This is a genomic window from Acetomicrobium sp. UBA5826, from assembly GCF_002433005.1.
Lineage (GTDB): Bacteria > Synergistota > Synergistia > Synergistales > Acetomicrobiaceae > Acetomicrobium.
This window is the reverse complement of sequence record NZ_DJHF01000003.1, coordinates 58,460-79,632: the sequence shown is the minus strand read 5'-3', so window position 1 is coordinate 79,632 and position 21,173 is coordinate 58,460. Positions and strand designations below refer to the sequence as shown.

Below are 21,173 nucleotides of genomic sequence, written 5' to 3'. Positions count from 1 at the left end.
TACCCATTAGACGGGCATGTAGATATGCATTTAAATTGGCGTGAGATGTTGCCAAATTCATTGTCTTGGATCCATTTTATGGCATCCTATATAGAGTAAAAAACCCTTCTAGAGTATTGCTTATATATTTTCTTTCAATTTCATAAATCCCCTGCGAATGATATCAGCCATTAATTTTCTACGCTCATTTAAGAAGGTCGTATATTCCATTTCATACCATCTTTCGGGCAGCGCATGCATCGTATACATTTTTTGCAGTTCTTCGCCGGTAAATCTGGCCTCAACTTGAGGCACGTAATCCTTGGGTGCTTTATCCGATATGGCTATATTGTCATGCCATTCCACCAGGGCGTAGTTAGCCGTCTGATCAATAAGACGCTCCTCTCGAATGCCCATTTTCTGCAAGTATCGCCGAGGAAACAGATGATGACGTTCCAGGGCTTTCTTTTTACTTTTAATGGTTGGATCCAACAATTCAGAGACCTTCATCTTAGAGTACAACACATTGGCATCAAGAAGGCAAAGCGCTGCATAAAAGGCAAATTGGCCAGTACTGCGAGCGGCAGCTGTCTCTAATTCGTTAGGCAGGGTCACTTCCCAATAGTCTCTCGTAAAAATGGCATTTATTTGTTGATCCAGAATTTTCACAAACCCCTCAGCTGTATCGATCCCCCGTAAGAGCGCTAAATCCTGCTCCATACGACCTTCTGGAGAGCTGGTGTAACGTCCCGTAAGAGCTACCATAAAAAACCAGCGAGCCATAATTTCTCTCAGGTAATAAGGGTCTACGCAATAATCCATCTTACCGATTAACCACATTGCATATGTATAGACTATTGTCATTTCGGAGGAGATGAGCTTACCACTTTGATAACCAGCACGCTTTAATACCTTAAAGAAATCGTGCCAATTTTGGAGATTCAAAACACAATCCTGAGCTTCTCTCAATATATCAAATTGTTTTTCTCTCTGCTCTACGGAAAACTGCCGAGTTTGCAAATCCTTCCCGCGCAGTAGCGAATATACGTGCTCTAACCTTGCTCGACGAAAACCAAAGGCGACACTAGGCCTTAACAATTGATCAGGGCTAGGAGTAAGGTAATGATTATATGGTGATGGATGTTTACCAACTGGCGGTTTTTTGGCCTGACGGCAAAACTCTTCCAGTTGTTTTCGACCATCATCCCAAAACACCGACATAAGTGTAAGAATAAAATCAGCCTGATTAAGCGGTGTACCCTTGCTATTGATGCGAACAAATATGTCTGCAACTCTATCTTCATCAACAGAAGAAGATATTTCCAACGCAGTAAGGGGATAATCTAAGAGCTTTTCTAGCCGTGTGATTGAATTTGCTATTTTTGTTCTTTCTTCATCGGCAATTTCACGATTTGCTCCAAGACGATGAAAGAATTTATTTATAAACGTATAACTGCTCATTTCCGGTTTCCATATCTCGCTAATATCGGGAATCCATTCCACATCTCTTTCAATGGCAGGGTTTGTAACTTCAAATCCTTCTTTTATGGGGTTAAAGGCAATACGAATACGAGCATGACGATAATCTTTACTTACAATAGGAACTGCCTTAGTTACTGTATATAATGAAGCCAATCGTTGTTGGCCGTCTACTATTAACAAACGAGGGGCTTTTTGCTTTTGGCCAGTTCCTATGACTTTATGCTCACCGGGGAAGCCATTTTCCCAAAATAAAAAATAACCTATCGGATAACCACGATACATTGAGTCAAATAAGTCCCGCACTTTGCTGCTTGGCCAAACAAACGGTCTTTGGATATCGGGTAGTCCAATCTCCCCTATATCGATATCCTCCACAAGCTTTTTGAGGGTATAATCAACCTTTTTAAAAACAACATCCGGCATATTAACACATCCTTTATTCTATTAATTTTGCTAGTTAGCCTTGCCTATTACCAAAAAATCTTGACCAATTCCAACTGAGAAAGCATCGAGGCGCTCTGAGGCCTTGACCAATTGACCAGATGACACTGGGTTTATCCGAAAGGGAAATAAACTTGGCAAGTTAAGTATGGTATCCAACATCAACGGGCCCCCTTGGTGGACATGCAAAAAAGCCTCGACCAGCCAAGCAATAACCCTTATGTCATTAATGGCAAATGAAAGTCCAGGGACATAAATCCCCCTATTTGCAGTTCTTCTAAGCAGATCCCAATCGGCAAGGCTAAGAAATATCTTTTGTACAGCCAGAGATACCGCACCTCGTTCTCCATATTGCTCGCTAATGCGACGTTGCACTTGGCCGACTGACGTTGTACCTTGAAGTCTCAGCTGCCTTCCTATATGCATTGCCACAGCACTCCAAAAAGGATATGCTGCCATGGTCATACCCCAATGAATTATTACATGCTCTTCACGTGGGATATGCGATAAAATTTCCAGGCCATCGTCTCTAAGACAAATCAGATCGATGGGAGGACAAACCCATATTTTCCTTAAAATAACAATAGTTTTTTCCCTACTGCCACCTTTAACGTTTTTACCACCATAGAGCTTATTGTCTAGAAACCTTTGAAGGGCATCATAAATGGATGACTCATCGTTTCCGGCAAGGACTAAATTAGCTGTTCTTTCCAGCCACTCTAGGCGTATCAGCCTACTAAAACCAATTTGCGAAAATCTTTTTTGTGACGTTAGCTGGCCGTTATGTGGCACAAACTCACCCCCATGAAAGGATCCGCTCGTTTTATGCTCGTTCAACCTCGATAAATGGGGCTATAACTTCCTCGATGCTAATGCCACCATGACTTACAATCACATCGTCCTTGCGAATAAAGGCTGCCCTACTTGGTGCAATTAAAGCATAATAATCTTCTGGGAGGCCGATAGACGGCCATTCCAGTGAATCGGGAAATGACATTTTGCACTTTGTTCTTAAACTTGGATCAGAATATATACGAACACGCTCCCCACGCAATTCTGCGGTTACCCCTTCATTAGGACAACCAATTCCCTTGGCCTCGATGTTCCCATGATCTGATGTAATATATACTCTAAAATTACTATCTATTAAAATGCTCAAAAGGTCTCTCATGAATCCCTGCTTAGTCCATTGCCAAATCTGATTATGCATGCCGGCAGTACCTAGCTGCATTCCATGCATTATCCGATCAATCTTATCTACGACCAAACCAGCTACTCGTAATCGATCTTGTTTTAGAACCTCATAATGTTTACTAGATATTTCATTACCTAACCATCTGATGTAAGCTATATCATTGGCACTAAGTCCTTGCTCTGCCCAGAATTGAGCCCAAAGATTCGATTCTCTATCAGTCGTTCGAATGTTTGTAGGAAAGAACATGGGAGGTTTCCCAGCAAATGCCGCTTGTCGAGATACCGACGTTAAAGTTGGTATCCACGCAAAAACCGCAGACTCCCTAAACTGCAATCTTGAATCCAACTCTTTTAAGACATTACGTAATGTGATCCATTGATCTAAAGCAAGGCCATCTATTAACAAAAAGGCTACTTTAGTGCGCTTATCCCCTGCTAGATTTCGCGCAAGGAATCTAGGAATATGATGTAACATTACTGGAGATGCCGGCGAAAGATTTATAAGGCTCGCATAACGCTTCAAAATCCAATCTTGAAACATTCCATCGATCTTTGATTTTAGTGCATCCATGCGTTCTTTATATGTATCAGGTAAAACAAAGTCTGATGTAAATTCTAAGGCTAAAAGTTCAGCCCATTTATAAGCAAAGTGAAGCCACATCTCATGCCGCATATTATCCTTTAAGTTTTCTTCAACGGAATCCATCAATCCAACAATGCGACGATAATAGCTTTCTTCAGGGTCAATTGTTATGCCAAATTTTGTCCAGTGTTCTTTAGGTAATTGCGCTTCTCTGCAAGGAACAGGATGAAGTAGGCCTTCACGAAATAGGTCATCAATATAAACGCGAATTTCCTCATGATCAAATGGCAAAAGTGCCGGGCCCGAAAACCTTAATCCATATCTTGAAGGCTCTTCACAAACTTCATTGCCTTTTAATGCTAATGTATTTAAAAATATAGGCCATCGCTCTTGAAGAAATGCAAAAAAGGCCTGCCTATCCGAAACGATAATATCTAAAGGCCAATCTTTGAACATCTCATTCTGTTGAAGAAACTGAATAAGATACTCATCAACGATCGGCGGGATTCTCATGCCGAGGTAATGTCGACGAAGCAACACCAAAAGCAGATCCTTAGGCTCTTTAATAAACTCCGGGATTATTTCAAATACGGAGCGAAGTATGAAGCTTTTAGTAGCGTTATCCCCCAATCGTCCTGGCGAAAACTTTTCTTGAGCTTGGAATAAAGTATCAAGGTAAATGAAATCAAGTGTCGCAACAATTGGATAACTTAAATTTGGGAAAATATCAGCCAAGGAAATCGAAACCTTGCGTCCAGCCTGTAGTAAGTCATATGGCAATAAATCTAGTTCATTTGAAGTCAACCTAAGAACAGCCATTGAATCGGTCTCTTCACCATTGTCCCAACGAGAACGGAACTTGGATTCATAAATGTACCTAAACGCAACATTATCATCAAAAGGTATCAGATCAAAACCCCTTGCACGCATTTCTTCAAAGATGCCCTCTTCAAGCAACAAACCATCAGGATCTGCAACTAATGTTAGGCGTGCGATGTGAGGCTGAAACTCACTAAGGATTATATCACGCCAACCAGCCATGAGCGGTTTCTCCTTCTATGCGAGCCATTACCACAGGAACCATTTCCGGCATAACCTTAGCTTTAAGTTTAAGTTCCTCATGGAAATATCGCTCCTCGCGTTCCAAGATCTTCAGGCGGTGATTACGCACCTGCTTTAGACCAATTCGCATTATTATCCTACGTCGTGCATCAAAGGCATACTCGCCCTTTTCTTGCTCCCAGATAAGATGTCTTTTATGGGCCTGGAGCAGTTCATCATAGATAAACTTGCCTTGTTGTTCTCCTGCCTTCCAAAGTTGCTCAAAAGCCAGGCGGGAGCTGTCAACATCCATGTGACAAATTATCCGGGGATATGTGGTTAATAATTGATCCCAAATATGCCTGGCGGTGGGAATAAATATCTGACCGCCATCAGCTAAGAATAAGGGCATGATCCTATAACGATTCCAGTCGGCAGTAGAGATTGAAATTCGCCATAGCGACCAAAAACCAACTATCTCCAATGGAAGGCCTTGAACAGCAATTACCGGTATTGGTTGCCCTGGTACAAATGGCGGAAGATTCATGGTCAGAGCTCTTATCTTGGGGTCATCAAAGGTGAGATAGTATTTTGACGGATTTTTTATCATTTCTTCTTTGTCAAATACAACATTAGCTGTTTTCTCATTGTCTGGCCAAGTTAGATCCCATGCGCCATCTTTTTTCTCAGCCATGCCACCATTGGCCAAAATATAGTTTATCGTCATTTGTTCTACCCAATATGGAAAGGGATGAGCCAACAACTGTTGTGCTTCCCGATGGTTTAAATCTTCAGCAGATCCAAGCAAAGAGGCACTCTGTTTTGACTCCATAGCCTGTTGTCGAATGCTTTTTACCACCTCGTCAACCTTGATTTCCACATTTTCTGGATTCAGTATGGCTTCGACGTAAAGATCATCGAACATCTGGCCCCCTTGGGCAGAATCAAGTATGTCAGCAGTCTTGTCTATGCCAAATTCTTGAAATATGACATCCAGCTTTTCTTCCAACACCTCCCGAACGCGCTTTTCCACAGAGTCATCAAATACAAAATTAAAAGCTCTAACTATACGCGACTGGCCGATACGGTCTACCCTGCCAATACGCTGTTCCAAGCGCATTGGGTTCCAGGGGATATCGTAATTTATCACCACGTGACAAAATTGTAGATTAAGGCCCTCGCCACCAGCGTCCGTCGAAATTAGAACACGCACATCTTCCGCAAAAGCTTTTTGCACTCGAACACGCTCGTCCATATCCATAGAGCCATTAAGGCAGGCCGTAGAGATGCCCCTCTCCGTTAAAAACTCGTAAAGCATCTCCTGAGTAGGCACAAACTCTGTAAAAACCAGCACTTTAAGACCCGGATCACCTTCATCAGCCTGAAGTCGGTAAATCCAGCTAAAAAGCGCTTCAGCCTTAGCATCGTAACTTTGGCTTTCACAATCTTTGGCTAAATCTAAAAGACGACTTACCTCCGTCTTTTCTTCCTCTAAAGCTTCGGACCGAAGTCTAATGGCTATATCTATTTGCTCTTGACCATCCAAATCGGCCCAATCTTCCTCGATAATGGCTGGGGATAATGATAACTGTTCAAGCGGCTCTTCAAGCACTTCGAGGCGCCTTTCAAGCGACGTGCGAATGGCTCGCGTACTCGATACTACCAATCGTTGCATTAAAATCATTAGAAATCCAATATAATTGCGCTTTTCAAGCTTCGCTCTGTTATAGCCTTTGCGGACATATTCAGTTACTTCTTCGTAAAGCAATTTTTGCTGCCTGTGACGATCTTCCCAAGAAACTGACACCAACTGTGTATATCGCGGCTTGAATAGCGGCTCACCTTGCACATCTATGGCTTTACGCTTCTCCGTTCGAATTACATACGGCTGCACCCGATCTTTAGATACGCTATTTACATCGGGAAATGCTTGGGCATCTAGGAGCGAAAGCAGCCTATGGAAAGCATCCGTCTTACCTTGATGCGGCGTAGCGGAGAGCAAAAGCAAATAAGGAGCAGCTTCCGAAAGTCCCAGACCAAGTTTATAACGGGCCACCTGATCCGTGCTGCCGCTTAAACGGTGTGCCTCGTCTACTATGATCAGGTCCCATCCGGCAGAGATCAGATTCTCGAAGCGTTCTTTATTATACTCAGCAACCTGCTCCACCGACCATCCGCGTCGGTTATCTAAGGGTTTCACTGAATCCATTGAACAGATCACTTGAGGATGAATTTGCCAGAGGTTTTCTTGACTAGCTATTCGTCGATAAGCAGAAAAGTCACTTGGTATGATAAAACGAAACTCTTCTTTAAAATGAAAGCGCATCTCGGCTATCCATTGGGCTACTAATCCTTTAGGTACAACGACCAAAGTGCGCTTAACCAAGCCACGGAGCTTTAACTCACGCATTATGAGCCCTGCTTCAATGGTCTTGCCAAGCCCAACTTCGTCCGCCAAAAGGTAGCGAACCCAATTCGAGGAAACAGCTTTAGACAGGGCTTTAACTTGGTGAGGCAATGGGATGACCGGCGATTCTATTGGCGCAAGCAGGACATCTTGAGTCAAAGCATCGGCAACCCTTGCGGCGGCAGCAAGATAGGCTATCTGGTGTTTATTGTCGATTGTAATTTCACTTAACGGTTTAAGCTGCGAAGCTGATATACGAACAACAGCATTTTTATTAGGGATCCAGACACGGCAAATAGTCTCGCCCCAGAGCGTCTGGGCTTCGATGACCTGACAAAGCTGCCCGTGGTCGGGGCTGTAATACCATTCGCCTATTTGCATCAATCTATCCATGTCTACATGAAAAATCTTCTAATGACTTCATCCGCCTGTTTGCTCAAATCAACAGACTCCTCTGTAATGATTAAGCGTCCCTTGAAAAATCGTTCGTACCACGCTCGCTTCTTTTCCCAATGTGCCCGGTAGTCATCCCGGTGGATCATGCCCACGTGCTCCCAGAAGTAGTCCGTGCCTCGCCATGTAATGGTGAAGTCCGGCAGGTAGAACGTTCCGTCGGACGCGAAAATGGGATGCTCGTAGCGGAATGGGATGTCCCGCTCGAAAAGCATGTTGGCGATGATGACCTCGGACTTCGAACGGACAACCACGTCTGCCAGCGTCTGATGAATCCGTCCGTCCTCGTACCACCCACTCACGGTCAGCAGAGCCTCGGGCACGGGGCGGAAGGTGAAGAGCGAGGAGTTGATGCGCCTCAAGCGCGAAGCTTCAAGCCGTCGCATGCCCAGCAGAGAGGTAACGTCCTGCTCGACGAGCAAGGTGCAATGACGGCGGGCTCTCGTGATCGCGGTATAGAACAGCTCCGTGGAGAGCAGCGCCTGCTTGCTCTTGGGCACCACGACGTAAACGCGCTCGAACTCACTGCCTTGGGCCTTGTGGATCGAGATGGCGTAGGCCAACTCGAGGTTCTCTTCGACGCTCTCTTCCTTGATCCACCGGCCATCTCCGTCCCTGCCAAGCTTTCGGCCGTAGCCGATTGAGTAGCCCTCACGCCGGTCGAAGACAACACGGAACTTCTCTAGCCTAAAAAAGGGTGTCTTCCACTTGTCCTTGTCGAAGAGATGCGGCCAGACAAACCCGAGTTGACCATTAAAGATCTCGATCGCTTCGATCTTGTTAGCGTTGTGGTTCCAAGCCCAGATCGGCCACGACTTGGGTCGATTGCGGATCTGGATGACCTTGTCGAAGAGCATCACCCCGCCAAGGACATTCGTACCCGCCGGACGCTGCCCCCGGATGTGCTCCTGGCAGATGCGGTTGATCTCCTCGACCCCGAAGAACTCTCCGCGGTATGGGCTCAACACCTGGAAGTAGGCAGGCTTGCTGTTCTTCTCGTGCGCCTGCCACCAGAGATCCTTGAGCGCCTCCCCCGGTTTCTCGCCGCGCGACCTGACGTCTTCTGCCATGTCCGAAGCCATTTGCTCGAGCAGGAGGCGGGAGAGGTCCGCCTGATCCCGCCAGTAGATCACCCGCAGGTCCGGCGCTATGTCCCCGCCGAGCTGCACGCGCTGCAGCATATGCTCGACCGCAGTCGTTACATCCTCGTTCTTCGGCCCTTCTCCGCGGTCGTGGAGATAGCACTGGGCGAGGTCGATGATCCCGGTCGCGCCGCCGGTGAGACGGCCCACGAGCTGCCGGAGGTTGTGCCCCAAGGTGGCAATGCTCTCCGGCGCATGCTCCTTGACGAACTCGATGATGTCCGCGAAGAGCCGGCCGCGACCGATCGGCGGAAGCTGGTTCGGGTCGCCTACCAGGATGAGTCTCTGAACGGTCGGCCAGCGCACGGAGCGGAAGAAGGTCGCCGTAAGAGCCAGATCGAGCATGGAGGACTCGTCGAGGATGTACGTCGCGTACCCTTCCTCGACACGTCCTCCCGAGCGCTTGAAGGTCATGTTGTCGTTGAGCCAACCTCGTTTAGCCAGGAAGGAGTGCATCGTCGCGACCTCCACCTGGCCCTGGAGCGCCTCGTCCTTCTCCACTACCTCGCGGATACGGTCGGCTGCCTTCCCCGTGGGGGCGAGTGCGATGACCGATGAGCCGACGCCGTGTCCCCGTTTGATGGCCTTAATCAAGGCGCGGATCACGGTCGTTTTGCCGGTGCCCGCTTCCCCAGCGAGCACACCGATGGGGCGGACAAAGACCCGCTGGCAGGCCTCGACCTGCTTCTCGATGGCAGCGCTGTACTCCTTTGCTGCCTTGCGAGCTAGGATGCTCTCCGGCTCATTTAGAAAACCTTCCCACACACCCTCCGTCACCGGCGTACGCAGCACGATGTCCGGGCCGCCGACTAGGAAACGAAGCTTCTCCTCGAGCAGTCTCTCATCTTCGAAGGCCTCTCGCAGGTACAGGTAGGTCCGCTTGTCCTCCTCGCGAATCTCCACGGCCTCGCGGATGAGCTCTTCGTCAGCTAAGAGAAATCGCTCGTTGAAGGCGAATCGCTTCCATTCGGGGAGCACGGACAGGCGGCGGTTGACGGTTGCGATGATGGCATCCGCGGGAGCGAAGACGTGCGACTCCTCGTGCCGGAGCGCGTCCACCAGCAGGGCGCGGAACCTACGTCCGTCGTCACTCGCGGCAAGTGCCGCACCCCCCAACTCGGGGGAAGGTATCATACCGCGATCGATGGTTCCCCATGGGATGAAGTCGTCGGGATCGTTGCCCTGGTACTGCTCGGAGAGGATGTAGGGATTGTCGGCAATGGCATCAAGGGTGGCGGTGATACAGTTCTTCGCCCGATCCTCGGCGAGAATCTTCTCGATCTGCTCGTCCCGCAGGGCGAAGCGCGGAAGCACCTCCCGTAGAAGCCGTTGTTCTTCCTTCGTCCGCAGCTTCCACTGCCTGCGCACGTTCTTAATCTTAGCGGCGTCAAGCTTTAGGCAAGGAACAATATCCAGCTTGCCCTCCACGAGGGCAAAGAGTGCATCGCGTGTTTCGATCTCCTTCCCGGCGAGCGCCTCCTTCTTGAACAGCGGGATAGCATCTTGCAGGGAGAGCAGTTTGAGCACTGCCGGCATGCCGGGAAGCAGACCGCGGTGCCGCCACAGTTCTGAGATCAACTCCTCGAGCCAGAGCGCTCGGACGGACCAATCCTCCGTGATGTCGCCGATCTCCTGAAGTTCGCGTACAACGCGCAAGAAGCTCTCTACCAAGCCGAGCGCATCATCATCCTCGAAGTGCCGGGTTGCGTACTTGCACAGGCGAGGGTTCTCGGGGAACAGCGCGATCCGTTCAAGCACGTCCGGCCGATCCCGATAGACGTGGTACGGCAGTCGGAGCCCCTGATCAGGGTAGTGCGACGTGATTGATCGCTGCCAGACGAAGCCGCCGCCGTACTTCTGCTTCACAGTATCGGAGCAACCCTCGTAGAACAGCTCCTCCCCGACTGCCTTTACGCGGGATAGGCCGATGAGCGCGTAGCGCTTCGCCTCGTCCTCGCTGAAAGGGTTGGAGTAGTTTGCGTAGTAGAAGATGAGGCTCTTGCCCGGTTGGATGGCTTTGAAGAACTCTCGTGCCTTCTCCAGGCGCCGGTCGTAGTCGAAGCGCCCTCCGGTCCTGACATCGTCTTTGTACATCTCCTCATAGGGCCACACACAGACTGTTGCCGGCGGCAACATCCAACGGCGGATCTGGGTGCCGTCTCTAAACCAATCAGGCGGTTCAGCCTCGGCAGGTGCCTCGTCCAGACCAAACGCATTGTTGCTGTAGCAGCACGGAGGAATGCGATCCAGTCCTTTGCACTTCCGACCAGCAACCTTGTTCTCCCAATCAAGTGCACGTTTTTCAGCTATATACTGACCTGGGTAGGACTGGGCACCGACGCAAAAGGTGTTGGCGGCTGGATTTTTACAAATATATCCATTCCATCCGTCATCATGCCATGCAATACGCGCTGAAATATGCGTTGTCATGATTCACCCCCTAGTCGTGTCAACGCCTGGTCATACCACATGAGGAGCTTGGGGTCTTCCTGGAGGACGTTTTCGGGGATCTTCCGGGCCACGGTAATAATTGTGGCGTAGTCGCGCTCCTGCCACGCCTTCTTGAAACCGGCGCGCACCGCCTCGAGGCGGAACACCTTGAGCCGCTTCTGGCTGGACGTCCGGTAGTCCTCGAATTCCTTGAGCAGCGACCGCTCGCGCAGCTTCTCCAGGTCGCCGGCCTTGTTGGGGTCGGGCACGTACCAGCGGTCCTTGGCGCGAGTAATGAGTTGTGGGTTGCTAGTTACGAGTTGGCCGTTGTCGTCCGTGGATTGGCCGGATGCCAGTTCGCTTTGAATAATGTCGCGTAGTTGCTCGCTTTGTTTGAGCCAGGAGACAATTTGTGGCGGGATCGACCCCTTGCCGTCGTAGCGAAGAAAGTTCTGCTCCAACAATTCCGACAGCTCCAGCGGCTTTTCGTGTTTCTGCCAGCCGCCGATCTCTTTCAAGAACTGGGGGTGAAGTTCCTGGAAGGTCTGCGGCTTCTTAAGGAGTTGCTGTTTGAGCCACTGGATGGCTGAAGACTCATCGGTGACGAAAAACTTGAGCTGCAATACCTCGCGGACGGTCATGCGCTTCTTGTCGTATTCGGCCACCTGTTCGGGCAGGAAGTACATGCCGTCCCGTTCCGGAAAACGCTGAGCCAGTCCGGCGTAAAACTCGGTAGCAGACAGGGGGACAGTCACCCCGCGCTGAACGTGGAAGGCCACCATGCGGTCGAAGAGGAGATAATTCTGGCGCTCGGCGATGATCTCGGCCTGGCCATTCTTGGAAACGAAGACGGGAAGTTGCTTGAGATGTGTGCGGACGAAGTCCCAGACACCTTCTTCGGTGCCGGCTTCAAGCTTGAAACGCTCTTCCAGCCCGCCGTTGGGCTTGTAGCAGGAGATGATAATATCCTGTTTCACCGCGCCAGCCTGAGTTACTTGATTGAAAGAGCCTTGCTGTTTGTCAAGCGTGCGGACATCAGCGATGACAAAGCCCGCGGCCTGCAAACCTTCCTGAATGGCGTTCCAGACTGCGTTCTTGGAGTTGTGAAACTCCACGGTCATCCAGCGTCCGGGCTTCAAGACCCGGTAGTATTCCTTGAAGCACTCGGTCATGAGCTTTTGGTATTCCGGCAGCCCCTTGCCCTGAACGCGGTTTTCGATGGTCTCGGGTTTGTTGTTGGTAAAGACCTTGAGCCAGGCTTCCCAGAGGAAGTTCAGCTCAGAGTACATGAGGTTACCGCCAAAGGGCGGGTCGGTGAAGATGTAGTCTAAAGATTGAGGAGTGGCTGCTATTGGAATATTGGAAGATTGGGATGTTAGCATTATTTCTGCGCATTTTTGTGATAATGCTCTTGAGAACGAACGTTGCTTACCACTCAACCATTGGTAAGCAGTCCATTCTCGATGTAAAGATCCAGTATATAAAGTGCCACTCAAAATCATATTCGGGAATGTAGTCCCTGGTTTAAAACGTTGAAGCTTTGTGAGGCCGAGAAGACCACCCGTAAGAATTGGTACTAATTTATTTTTAAGGTTTGTTTTCACAACAGAACAGAAGTATTTTCCCAGCACCCACAAATTACGCTTGGTATAAAAATGGTGCACATGGGTGATGCCGATGCGAAGCGGTTCACCAGTTTTATCACCTTTGGGAATTGCATCTGTCGGAAACCAATAGGGGATCTCCAATTGCTCGATCTTCTCGATAAGGACCAAGTCGAAAGCGTCTGGCGTCTTTTCAAACCGTTTTTTGCCTAAGCTGTAGTTGATGAGCACCGGCACCTGCTTAGTCTGGCGGATGGACTGCTTGATGGCGCCGTCATACCTAGTGACCCAGGCCCGTTCCATGCGGCGCTTGGTGAGCATGGCGCCACAGTGGGGACAGGGGAACTCGTCATGGACTTTCCCTGCCTCTTTATCCACCGCCGCATCCCAGAAGACCACCTCTCGGGTGCATTCCGGGCATACGAACACATCGGACCAGACGGTGTAATTGATAGTTGCGAGTTGCAAGTTGCAAGTTGCAAGTTTCATTCGTATTTCATCAGCCGATCTGCACGAGGTAATCTCATCGGCTAATTCATTCACTACGGAACTTGAAACCTGTTGGCTCGCAACTGTCTTGTACATCCAGCCGCATTCTTCTTCAACCTCACTTAGGATGCGTTTGGCCTCACGCTCGAATTCACGGACATCCACCGGCGTGTTGTAGTTGTAGGCGATGAAGGTGGCAGCAGGCGAGAGGTCATTTAACACTGCGTATCTAGCGCCAAGCTTAGAAAAAGGTTTCCACGCGCTTTTTCCGTTATCCGCTGTTTCCTGTTGGTACACTATCCCCTGATCGTCCACCATATAACCAAGAGATTCCACTGTATTGCGGTCACCGCAAAGTTGAGCCGCCACGCCGGTCATTCCCGTGCCGCAAAAACCATCAAAGACAATATCACCGGGTTCAGTATAGTGCAGTATATATCGCATGATAGCCTTGTGCGGCACCTTGGTGTGGTAGGAGTGGGCATTATAGATAGGGTCATTTTTCCCCTCGCTAACATCAGCTGCGAAGGGCTCGCGATGGTAATTACTACTTTGCGGATCATATGCTTTACCATAATATTGAATGAAATCTTCAATGAATGGATTAGGGCAGGCTGTGTAATAAGGCGGGTCGGAAAGGTGCAAGATATCCTTGGTCTTGCCGTGAGGGAAGCCAACCTCGTCTTTATAAAGCGTTAAAAGATCCACATCCCGGCTTCCGCGGCGAGTAATTCGTGCCGCTTCGGCCATGCAAAGGGCAAGTTTATTTATGCAATCATCGTCGCCAACTGGCCAATGTTCGAGCGACTTCAAACGAGATATGGTGTCATCTAACGTAGTAAAAGGAATGTCTTTAAGCTTGGTATTTAATTCTTCCAGTCCTTTGTGAAGCAGATCAAGGAAATATTCCCGCCGCTTTTCGTCATTTTCAAATGTAATCCCCAAGCAACTTATAGAGGCACCTAAGTCTAACTTGCCAGAGGGCATAGATTCTAAATCAAACAAGACCTGTTGACGATGTTGTCTTGTTTTTTCGCTCACTTAAATCATGCCACCTTCCATGAAAAGTCATATAACTTATAGACTTTACTCTAATACTATCCTAACCTTGTTGGGTTCTTTGCCCCTGGCGAGCTCTGTCAAATAGGCTTCAAAACGTTTCTTCATTTCATCCAACGTCACCGGCGAACCGCCTGCAAGGAGGGCTTGGTGCAAATCTTTTATCTTAACTTCGATTTTCACAAGACCTGACAAAGCTTCCTGTATGGCACGAATAAAATCATTGCTCAGCACATCTGGCAATCGTCTTTCTTCCATAAAATTCTCGATTTGCTTTCGATCCTCTGGCTTCAGCAAATCGAGGTTATTTCTAACAATTGGATCTTCCAGGCAGGATAGTAATGTATTGGTCCATTCACTGTACATTTTTTCTAGTGTGTCATCAATGGAATCTAGTATGACGGCAGCAGATGGGCCATATGTTATTTCCTCCGGTCGGAAGGAACAATATGGACATTCCGGCTTTACGACAAGATCATGTTCGGTAAGCTTAAAGCAGCTTTTTAAGCTGTTCAAACGTTCTTCAAGCTCTATCAGTTGAGATTGTGGCATGAGATCTATGCTGGCTAAGTCGCGTAGTGCTTTTAACCGCTCGTCATTATTCATCAGCTCTTTTTTTCTTCTGTCCTCGTTCACGCCCAATCTAGCCTTGGTGTGCATATCTAGATAAGCATTGATGTAGGATTCTTTAAGGTCGGTCAAATCTCGCCATAGCTTTGGCAGTAAATCACCACTCCCACAATTCAGTCTATCGCCTACTGCATCTATCCATTTACCCTTAATCGAAGTTATTGTTTGGGCTCGAATTTCTCTTTCCTTCTTGTTCCATTCGTGGTCCTTTGGCATAAGCTTTTCAGCATTAGATAGATATGAAACTATATCTTTCAGATCGTTTAGTAAATCCCGCAAAAATTCGACCTGTAAAAGATATTTTAAATTATCCTCGTAGCATTTAATTTCTTGAACTTCGTAAAGAAAATTTTTGAGCTTGCCAGATGTATTGTAAGCTTGTAAGCTTTCCAGAAAACTTTTCATTCGCTCAAGAGCCGAGTAGTATGTCTGCTGTGTCGATTCGTCTAAAATATATTCACCCCAAAAGGTAATACCTTGACGTAATGTTTGTTGGGCTAAAACAATCCGCTCCAAATACTCGTTTGCCTTTTTTTGCATTTCGACAACCGGATCATCTTTGCCCAGAGCGATGAGTCGAACCATGCCCGGCGTCAGGCCCAACAGTTCAAATAAGGCTCCAAGGGCCGGTAAGTTCCACTCCTTTGGTCTTTCTATGTGTTTAAAATTGACCAGTTCGCTTATTGGTTCAGCGGCCAATTCGGACAAAGCTGTCGCATCAAATTTCCTGCCGGGGATCGAAAGGACAATATCTCCGGAGTAAACCAAAGCGGCCAAAAGCACTACGACCCATTCTGGTTCTAAGCGATAACCTTTATCCAGGGCAAAATACTCCACATCGTTCAAACTCTGGATAAGCTCTGAACGATTTACCACCTGACCATGGCCTTTTTTACCAAGGATATCCAAGATGTGCTTTGCATATCTGGATTTGGCCGGTTCCAGCCTTTCGCCATCTAGCAACTCCAGGGCATCTAGCACCGCAGTTGCTTGCTTGGTGCGTTGCCCAGCTATCGCGCGCAGAGCGTCTTGTACCGCTCGCTCTCGGTTTTGACTTGTGATCAGTACACTAAATCTTGGATACCCTGGGGCTTGATTTAGAAAATGCGCAGATAACATAGTACCAGCAACGACATCAACCAAGTCGCGAAAGCCAAAACTGGAGGTATCAGGCATTTGCAAATAATGTGCAACCTGATGAGCTCTCGCTCCTAATTCGCTTGAGGTATTGGAGACATAGCGTAATGCCTCATCAAAGCTTTTGGTACTACCGCGATAAACTACGCTGAAGACATTGATGGCATTTTTTTGTAGCCACATGACAATCTCTTTCCAAAACCCTAAGGCCTTGGATTTATAGATATTTACGGCATTGCAGCTGGATATGGAGGCCAAATCTAAAGCTGCAGCATAGTTAAGCAGCATTATCTTAAGGTTTTCATCCATGTTGGTCAAACGGAAAAATATTTCGTCCGCCTTCTTTTCGTCTTTGAAGTATGGTGGATCAAATGGTTGAATGAAGTAAATGTAAAAATCACGCGGCGGCACAGCAGTCGAGCGTTCATTGGGAGCTCCAAAGAAAAGATAACCCTTCCTCGTGACATTTCGCTCGGGCCACAACAGCTCATGTTCCCATATTTTATACCCAGTCACATAGGTAGGACTGTCTGTCTTCCCCATCAAGTTCTTAAGGGCTTCGTAGTAGGCCCGATCCAAAGCATTATCATCTATGCTCTTAGATCTATTTTCAATGATCGCATCGTAGTCCTCTGATTTCTTAAGGTCGAGATACCATTGATTGTTATCTTTGTTAAATGAGATGAACTGACCGCTGACAGTCTTTTTAATTTCATTAAGTATCATTTCAATGTGAGTTAATAAGTCGTCCGCTGGCTCTCCCCCTAGTTCTTCTATACCTGGCTGATAGAGGCAAAGTGTATCGCGCAGTTCTTCGGCAGTGACACCCAAAGGTGTGTAAATATCGCCAGTTGTTAGCCGATCAACGGAAAGAGCGTGGATAATCTTAATGGCCAATGGTTTATATAGTGGGCGCGTAAAGGCCTGTTCTACCCTGGACTCCAAAATTTGACTAACATCAATAACTTCCCTAACATCTGGTATAGCACGAAAAGACGGATCGCCTTTAATGGTAGCCCAATAGCTATCGTACGCCATAATTCCAGGTCGGTCCATGGGTACTTCTTCTTCAAGAAGATTCTTCATGGCATTAGATAAAGTCTTAAGGATTTGCCGCTTCTCTATTATCCTAATTTGTTCAAATACATCTATATAATCCGGATGAATAGGGAAGAGGCGCACGAATTCATCCATCCGCTCGTTCATGCGGCCATAAAATTTTGCGAAAGGCATAAGATAAGTGCGGATCCATGCCTGCTGTTCTGCCGTTTTTTTAAGTAATCGTTCAGCCACGACAAACTTAATATCCTTTCGAAATATGACTATTTGTTCAAAACGACCCTTTACCCAACTAAGTTGTTCAGCCACATTAGCGAAACGAGGGTTATCGAAAATTGCTTCCTGCACACCAGCTATAAAACGAAAACGCAAATACTTGCATACCTCACCAATTTCGCGTAAGAAGCTCAGATCTGAAATCAATTCTTGGTCCCTTCTGGTACGTAAATAATCTAAAAGCTCATCTACAACGAAAAGAAGGCCATGGTCTGGAAACACCGTTTGGAACGAAGCCATCATTTCCTCGAAAGCTTGTTTGTTGCTTGGTATTTGGCTAGCATCTGGGAATGTATATGTAATGCCCATATCGTTTAGAGCGTCCTCTAAATAGAATGTGACGATATCTCGCAAAGACATCTTGGTTGACCCTATCTCTCTGCGAACCACTTTGAATTTACCGGCTATGGTTTGCGCCGATGTCGCAACTTTTTCGTTGTTTAAAGCAGAAAGAAGGGTTTCATGCTCGGCAATACTGGATATTACTGACATCAAATGAGATTTGCCAGTACCGTAATTGCCTACAATCAACAAAGCTTTGTTATCCGAAGGGCTATCGAATTGTAGTTGGGGAAACACAATGTTCGTCAGCCTTTCTGCCATCTCATCTGATATGACGTACGTACTGACCAATTGCCGGGCCTTTGTAAATTCGTTGGCATCACGCAACTGAATCACAGTTTCGATGGGCTCAAATTGAATTAAGTCTCCATATTTCATTTCAATTGCCCCCTAAAACTCGCTTTTTATTTTTAATTACATCATGTTATCTCATACTGACCACTAGAAAGCTTTCAATAGGATAACGATGATATTCCGGATGGCCAGGGCTAGCATAAATCAGATGACCACTTGTGATCGATCCATTCCATGTGGACACAACAGTGACATTTCGAGATATCCCTTGAAGTAAACGTAGAGGGTCATGCTTCAAGTGAACATCAAAGAGAAGCTCTATATTATCAAGCAAAACTAAATCTCCGTTAGTTAGATCTATTATTTCACTCATAAAATCCGGTAATTTGAGGATACGCTTTCGTTCGGAGAGATCAAGCAACCAGCGAGATAGGTTAAGGTTCACATTTATAAGCGGGCAGGATTTATATATAGAAATTTGTTTCATAATATTTGTCTTGCCACTACCTGCGGGACCTACTAATAGGATTAAGCGGTAATAGAGCTGATAAACTTCGTCAATCATTGATAGGATTTGACTCGTTATTGATTCTATCGCTCTTCACTCCTTTATAGCATACGTTATCACATAATGTTGTAGGCGCCTATAGTTAGCGAGCTAAGTTCACAATATCCAGAAACTGCATAATATCCCCGAATGCAAACAAATTATCACCTAACACATTCTACATCTCCATTTATATATTGATTGTAATTTACAATCACCTACATCCAATGTCAAGATAATATAAAAAAGCAATAACTGAACATTAGAATTGAATTTTATCTTGTGCGTGCAATGGGATCTGTTCCTGCCAAATATTTTTACGGCTTTTCGGTTTACCTCACACAATGATTGATGGTGTATCTAAGTAATCAAGTAACCATCCGACTTTATCAGTCAACTTCAAAATTTTCTCATCGCTACGGAATTGTTAAATCCATAACATGCAAAGTTGTCCCTACATCTTTGGGTTATACCTATTTGATTAGGCGCAATTTATTGTTGTTTCTGCGCTTTTATGACATTTATTATCCCTGCCAAGGCATCAAGACGAGCCAGGGGGTCTTGTATCGTTTGAGCGACCTTTAAGCTCGCATCAAACTGTCCTGCCCGGGCCATAGTCATTGTTACCTCGGACAACGTATTTGACCTAACGCTGGCGTCTGCAATCCTTTGAGCTGCTTGCAGCGCCTGATCGTACTGCCCGGCTGATGCCATCGCTTCTGCAAGGAGGAAAAACACATAATTCCCGGATTGTTCGCTTTTGTTTTCGTTAACGATACCTTCTGCTATTTGTAAGGCCTTGTCGAACTGTTTGGCCTGTGCAAAGGCTTGAGCAACAACAGAAAACGAAAAATTGCGTTCATATCCGGCTTTTATGCCCTGTGCCGTTTGTAAAGCCAGGGTATATATTTGTTCTGCAGGTTCCTGCTGTCCGGCCATTGCCATGGCTGCCGCAACGCACGAAAGCCCTTGGCAACGTTTGTACGGGTCTTTGATTTCCTGGGAAACCTTTATGGCTTGGTCGAATTGCCCGGCTTTCGCCATCTCCTTGATAATGTTCAAAAGCGCTGATTCACGCAGACTCACGTCCTTGGTCCCCTTGGCAGTTTGTAGAGCTCTGTCGAACTGTCCGTCCTTTGCCATTTCCTCGGCGATCCAGGCAAGGTACTTGTTATCACCGCCTTTGGCTACTTGCAATGCCTTATCGAAATCGCCTGTTTTTGCCATGACTCTGGCAACTTCGCCGATCCACCCCGAACGTTCATTTTTATCTTTTAGGCTTTTGGCCACCTGCAGGGCTTGATCTGCAATATGCTTGGCGCGCTCCCTTTGTCCAGCTTCAACCATGACTCCAGCGATGCCCACAAGGCCATAACAGCGATAGAGTAAGTCGCTGACCTCCTGGACAACCTGTAACCCTTGGTCAAGCTGTCCAGCTTTAGCCATCGATATGCCAATTTCAGCCATTGCATAGGAACGACGATCAACATGAGGTGAGATCGAAATTCCTTTGGCAACCTGCAAGGCCTTGTCGAACTGTCCTGCCCTCGCTAAGCTTTTGGCAATCTCCATTACCGCCCACGACTGGGATTCCTTGTCGCCAATTTTTTGAGAAAAATCCATAGCTTTGCTGAAAGTTCCGAGGGCACTATCGGTCTGTCCCGCCCTTGCCATCGCCTCAGCAATCCTCAAAAGTGCTATCAGTAGATTGTCTTCACCAGGTTGAGGCGTTTGGATGGCCTCTTTGTAAGTCTTATACAGCTCGGTCTGGGCGGTGGCAAACGCAAAGGGCGCAAAGGAATCCCCTGACAAGGGTTGCACCTCTGCCTTGGCTCCTTTTAAAAGCTCCTTTGCGACGTTAGAAGGAATGGCTATGCTTACGACCTGTCCTCCCTCTAAGGGGTAAAAGGAGGCGATACCTATGATCTCTGCCTTCTTGTTAAAGACCGGTGCACCGATGCTTTCTTTGGTAACGGGTGTGGTGATTTGTAACGTTTTAAGTCCGCCCTTTAATTCTCGAAAGCCATTGAAGATACCGGTGCTTATCTGGCCTGCCGCAGACGGCATTGAAGAGATGACGCAAATTGCCTCTCCCAACTTGACCTTATCGGAATCGCCAAGGGATATAAAGGGCAAATTGTTCCCCTCTGCCTGAAGTATTATCAAACCCTTGTCGGCATCGGCTGCAATAAAGCCTTTAACGGTCAAAAAGGACCCGTCGCTGCGTCGTACCAACAGATTCCTTTTGCCGGCGATAGCATTAAAGCTGGTCACTACCTTGCCGTCTCCGCTTATGATGAAACCTGAGCTTAGAGGCGTGTTTTCTGCCCCCTCTTCGCCGGCGGACATGACAGTTACGATCGCAGGCAACGCCTTATCCGTAAGCTCTGACCAATCCGTTATCTCCTGTGCCGCTGACATGCCGGTAAAGACTGCAACAATTAAAATCCCCAAGGCCATCAACCGCTTCATACAAACACCTCCTCGATCCTATTTAAGGTCTAAATTCTTTCTATTGAAAAACTCGAATCTTGGGCTTTATCTTCGCGCCTTGACATCACATTAAGTAAAACAATATTAGTGC

9 protein-coding genes are annotated in these 21,173 nt (G+C 47.3%); all 9 read right to left on the bottom strand.

The window, feature by feature from the left end; genetic code table 11:
* Nucleotides 1–120: 120 nt before the first annotated feature.
* On the bottom strand, nt 121–1,884 hold the full coding sequence (locus tag B3N34_RS00440; RefSeq protein ID WP_286973826.1) for a GmrSD restriction endonuclease domain-containing protein: 1,764 nt from the start codon (nt 1,882–1,884) through the stop codon (nt 121–123).
* Between the two features lie 30 nt (nt 1,885–1,914).
* Entirely contained in the window at nt 1,915–2,694 is a 780-nt protein-coding gene (locus B3N34_RS00435; protein ID WP_286973824.1) for a hypothetical protein, read from the bottom strand.
* A 31-nt stretch (nt 2,695–2,725) separates the two neighbouring features.
* Nucleotides 2,726–4,720 (bottom strand): BREX-3 system phosphatase PglZ, encoded by a 1,995-nt coding sequence (pglZ, locus tag B3N34_RS00430; RefSeq protein WP_286973822.1) that lies wholly within the window; start codon nt 4,718–4,720, stop codon nt 2,726–2,728.
* A complete protein-coding gene (locus B3N34_RS00425; RefSeq protein ID WP_286973820.1) occupies nt 4,704–7,520 on the bottom strand; it encodes a DEAD/DEAH box helicase in 2,817 nt (938 codons plus the stop codon). Before B3N34_RS00425 ends, pglZ begins: the two co-directional genes overlap by 17 nt.
* 2 nt (nt 7,521–7,522) lie before the next feature.
* Nucleotides 7,523–10,816 carry an ATP-dependent DNA helicase gene (locus tag B3N34_RS00420; protein ID WP_286973817.1) on the bottom strand — a complete coding sequence of 1,098 codons (3,294 nt, stop codon included), beginning with the start codon at nt 10,814–10,816 and terminating at the stop codon, nt 7,523–7,525.
* Nucleotides 10,817–11,148: 332 nt separating this feature from the next.
* Nucleotides 11,149–14,286, bottom strand: a complete 3,138-nt coding sequence (locus B3N34_RS00415) for a DNA methyltransferase (RefSeq protein ID WP_286973815.1) — start codon at nt 14,284–14,286, stop codon at nt 11,149–11,151.
* A 45-nt stretch (nt 14,287–14,331) separates the two neighbouring features.
* Nucleotides 14,332–18,126, bottom strand: coding sequence for a DUF6079 family protein (locus B3N34_RS00410; protein ID WP_286973812.1), 3,795 nt, complete (start codon nt 18,124–18,126; stop codon nt 14,332–14,334).
* A 46-nt stretch (nt 18,127–18,172) separates the two neighbouring features.
* On the bottom strand, nt 18,173–18,628 hold the full coding sequence (gene brxF, locus B3N34_RS00405) for a BREX-3 system P-loop-containing protein BrxF (RefSeq protein WP_286973867.1): 456 nt from the start codon (nt 18,626–18,628) through the stop codon (nt 18,173–18,175).
* Nucleotides 18,629–19,081: 453 nt separating this feature from the next.
* Nucleotides 19,082–21,061: a trypsin-like peptidase domain-containing protein gene (locus B3N34_RS00400; protein WP_286973809.1), complete on the bottom strand. Its 1,980-nt coding sequence runs from the start codon at nt 21,059–21,061 to the stop codon at nt 19,082–19,084.
* Nucleotides 21,062–21,173: the final 112 nt, after the last annotated feature.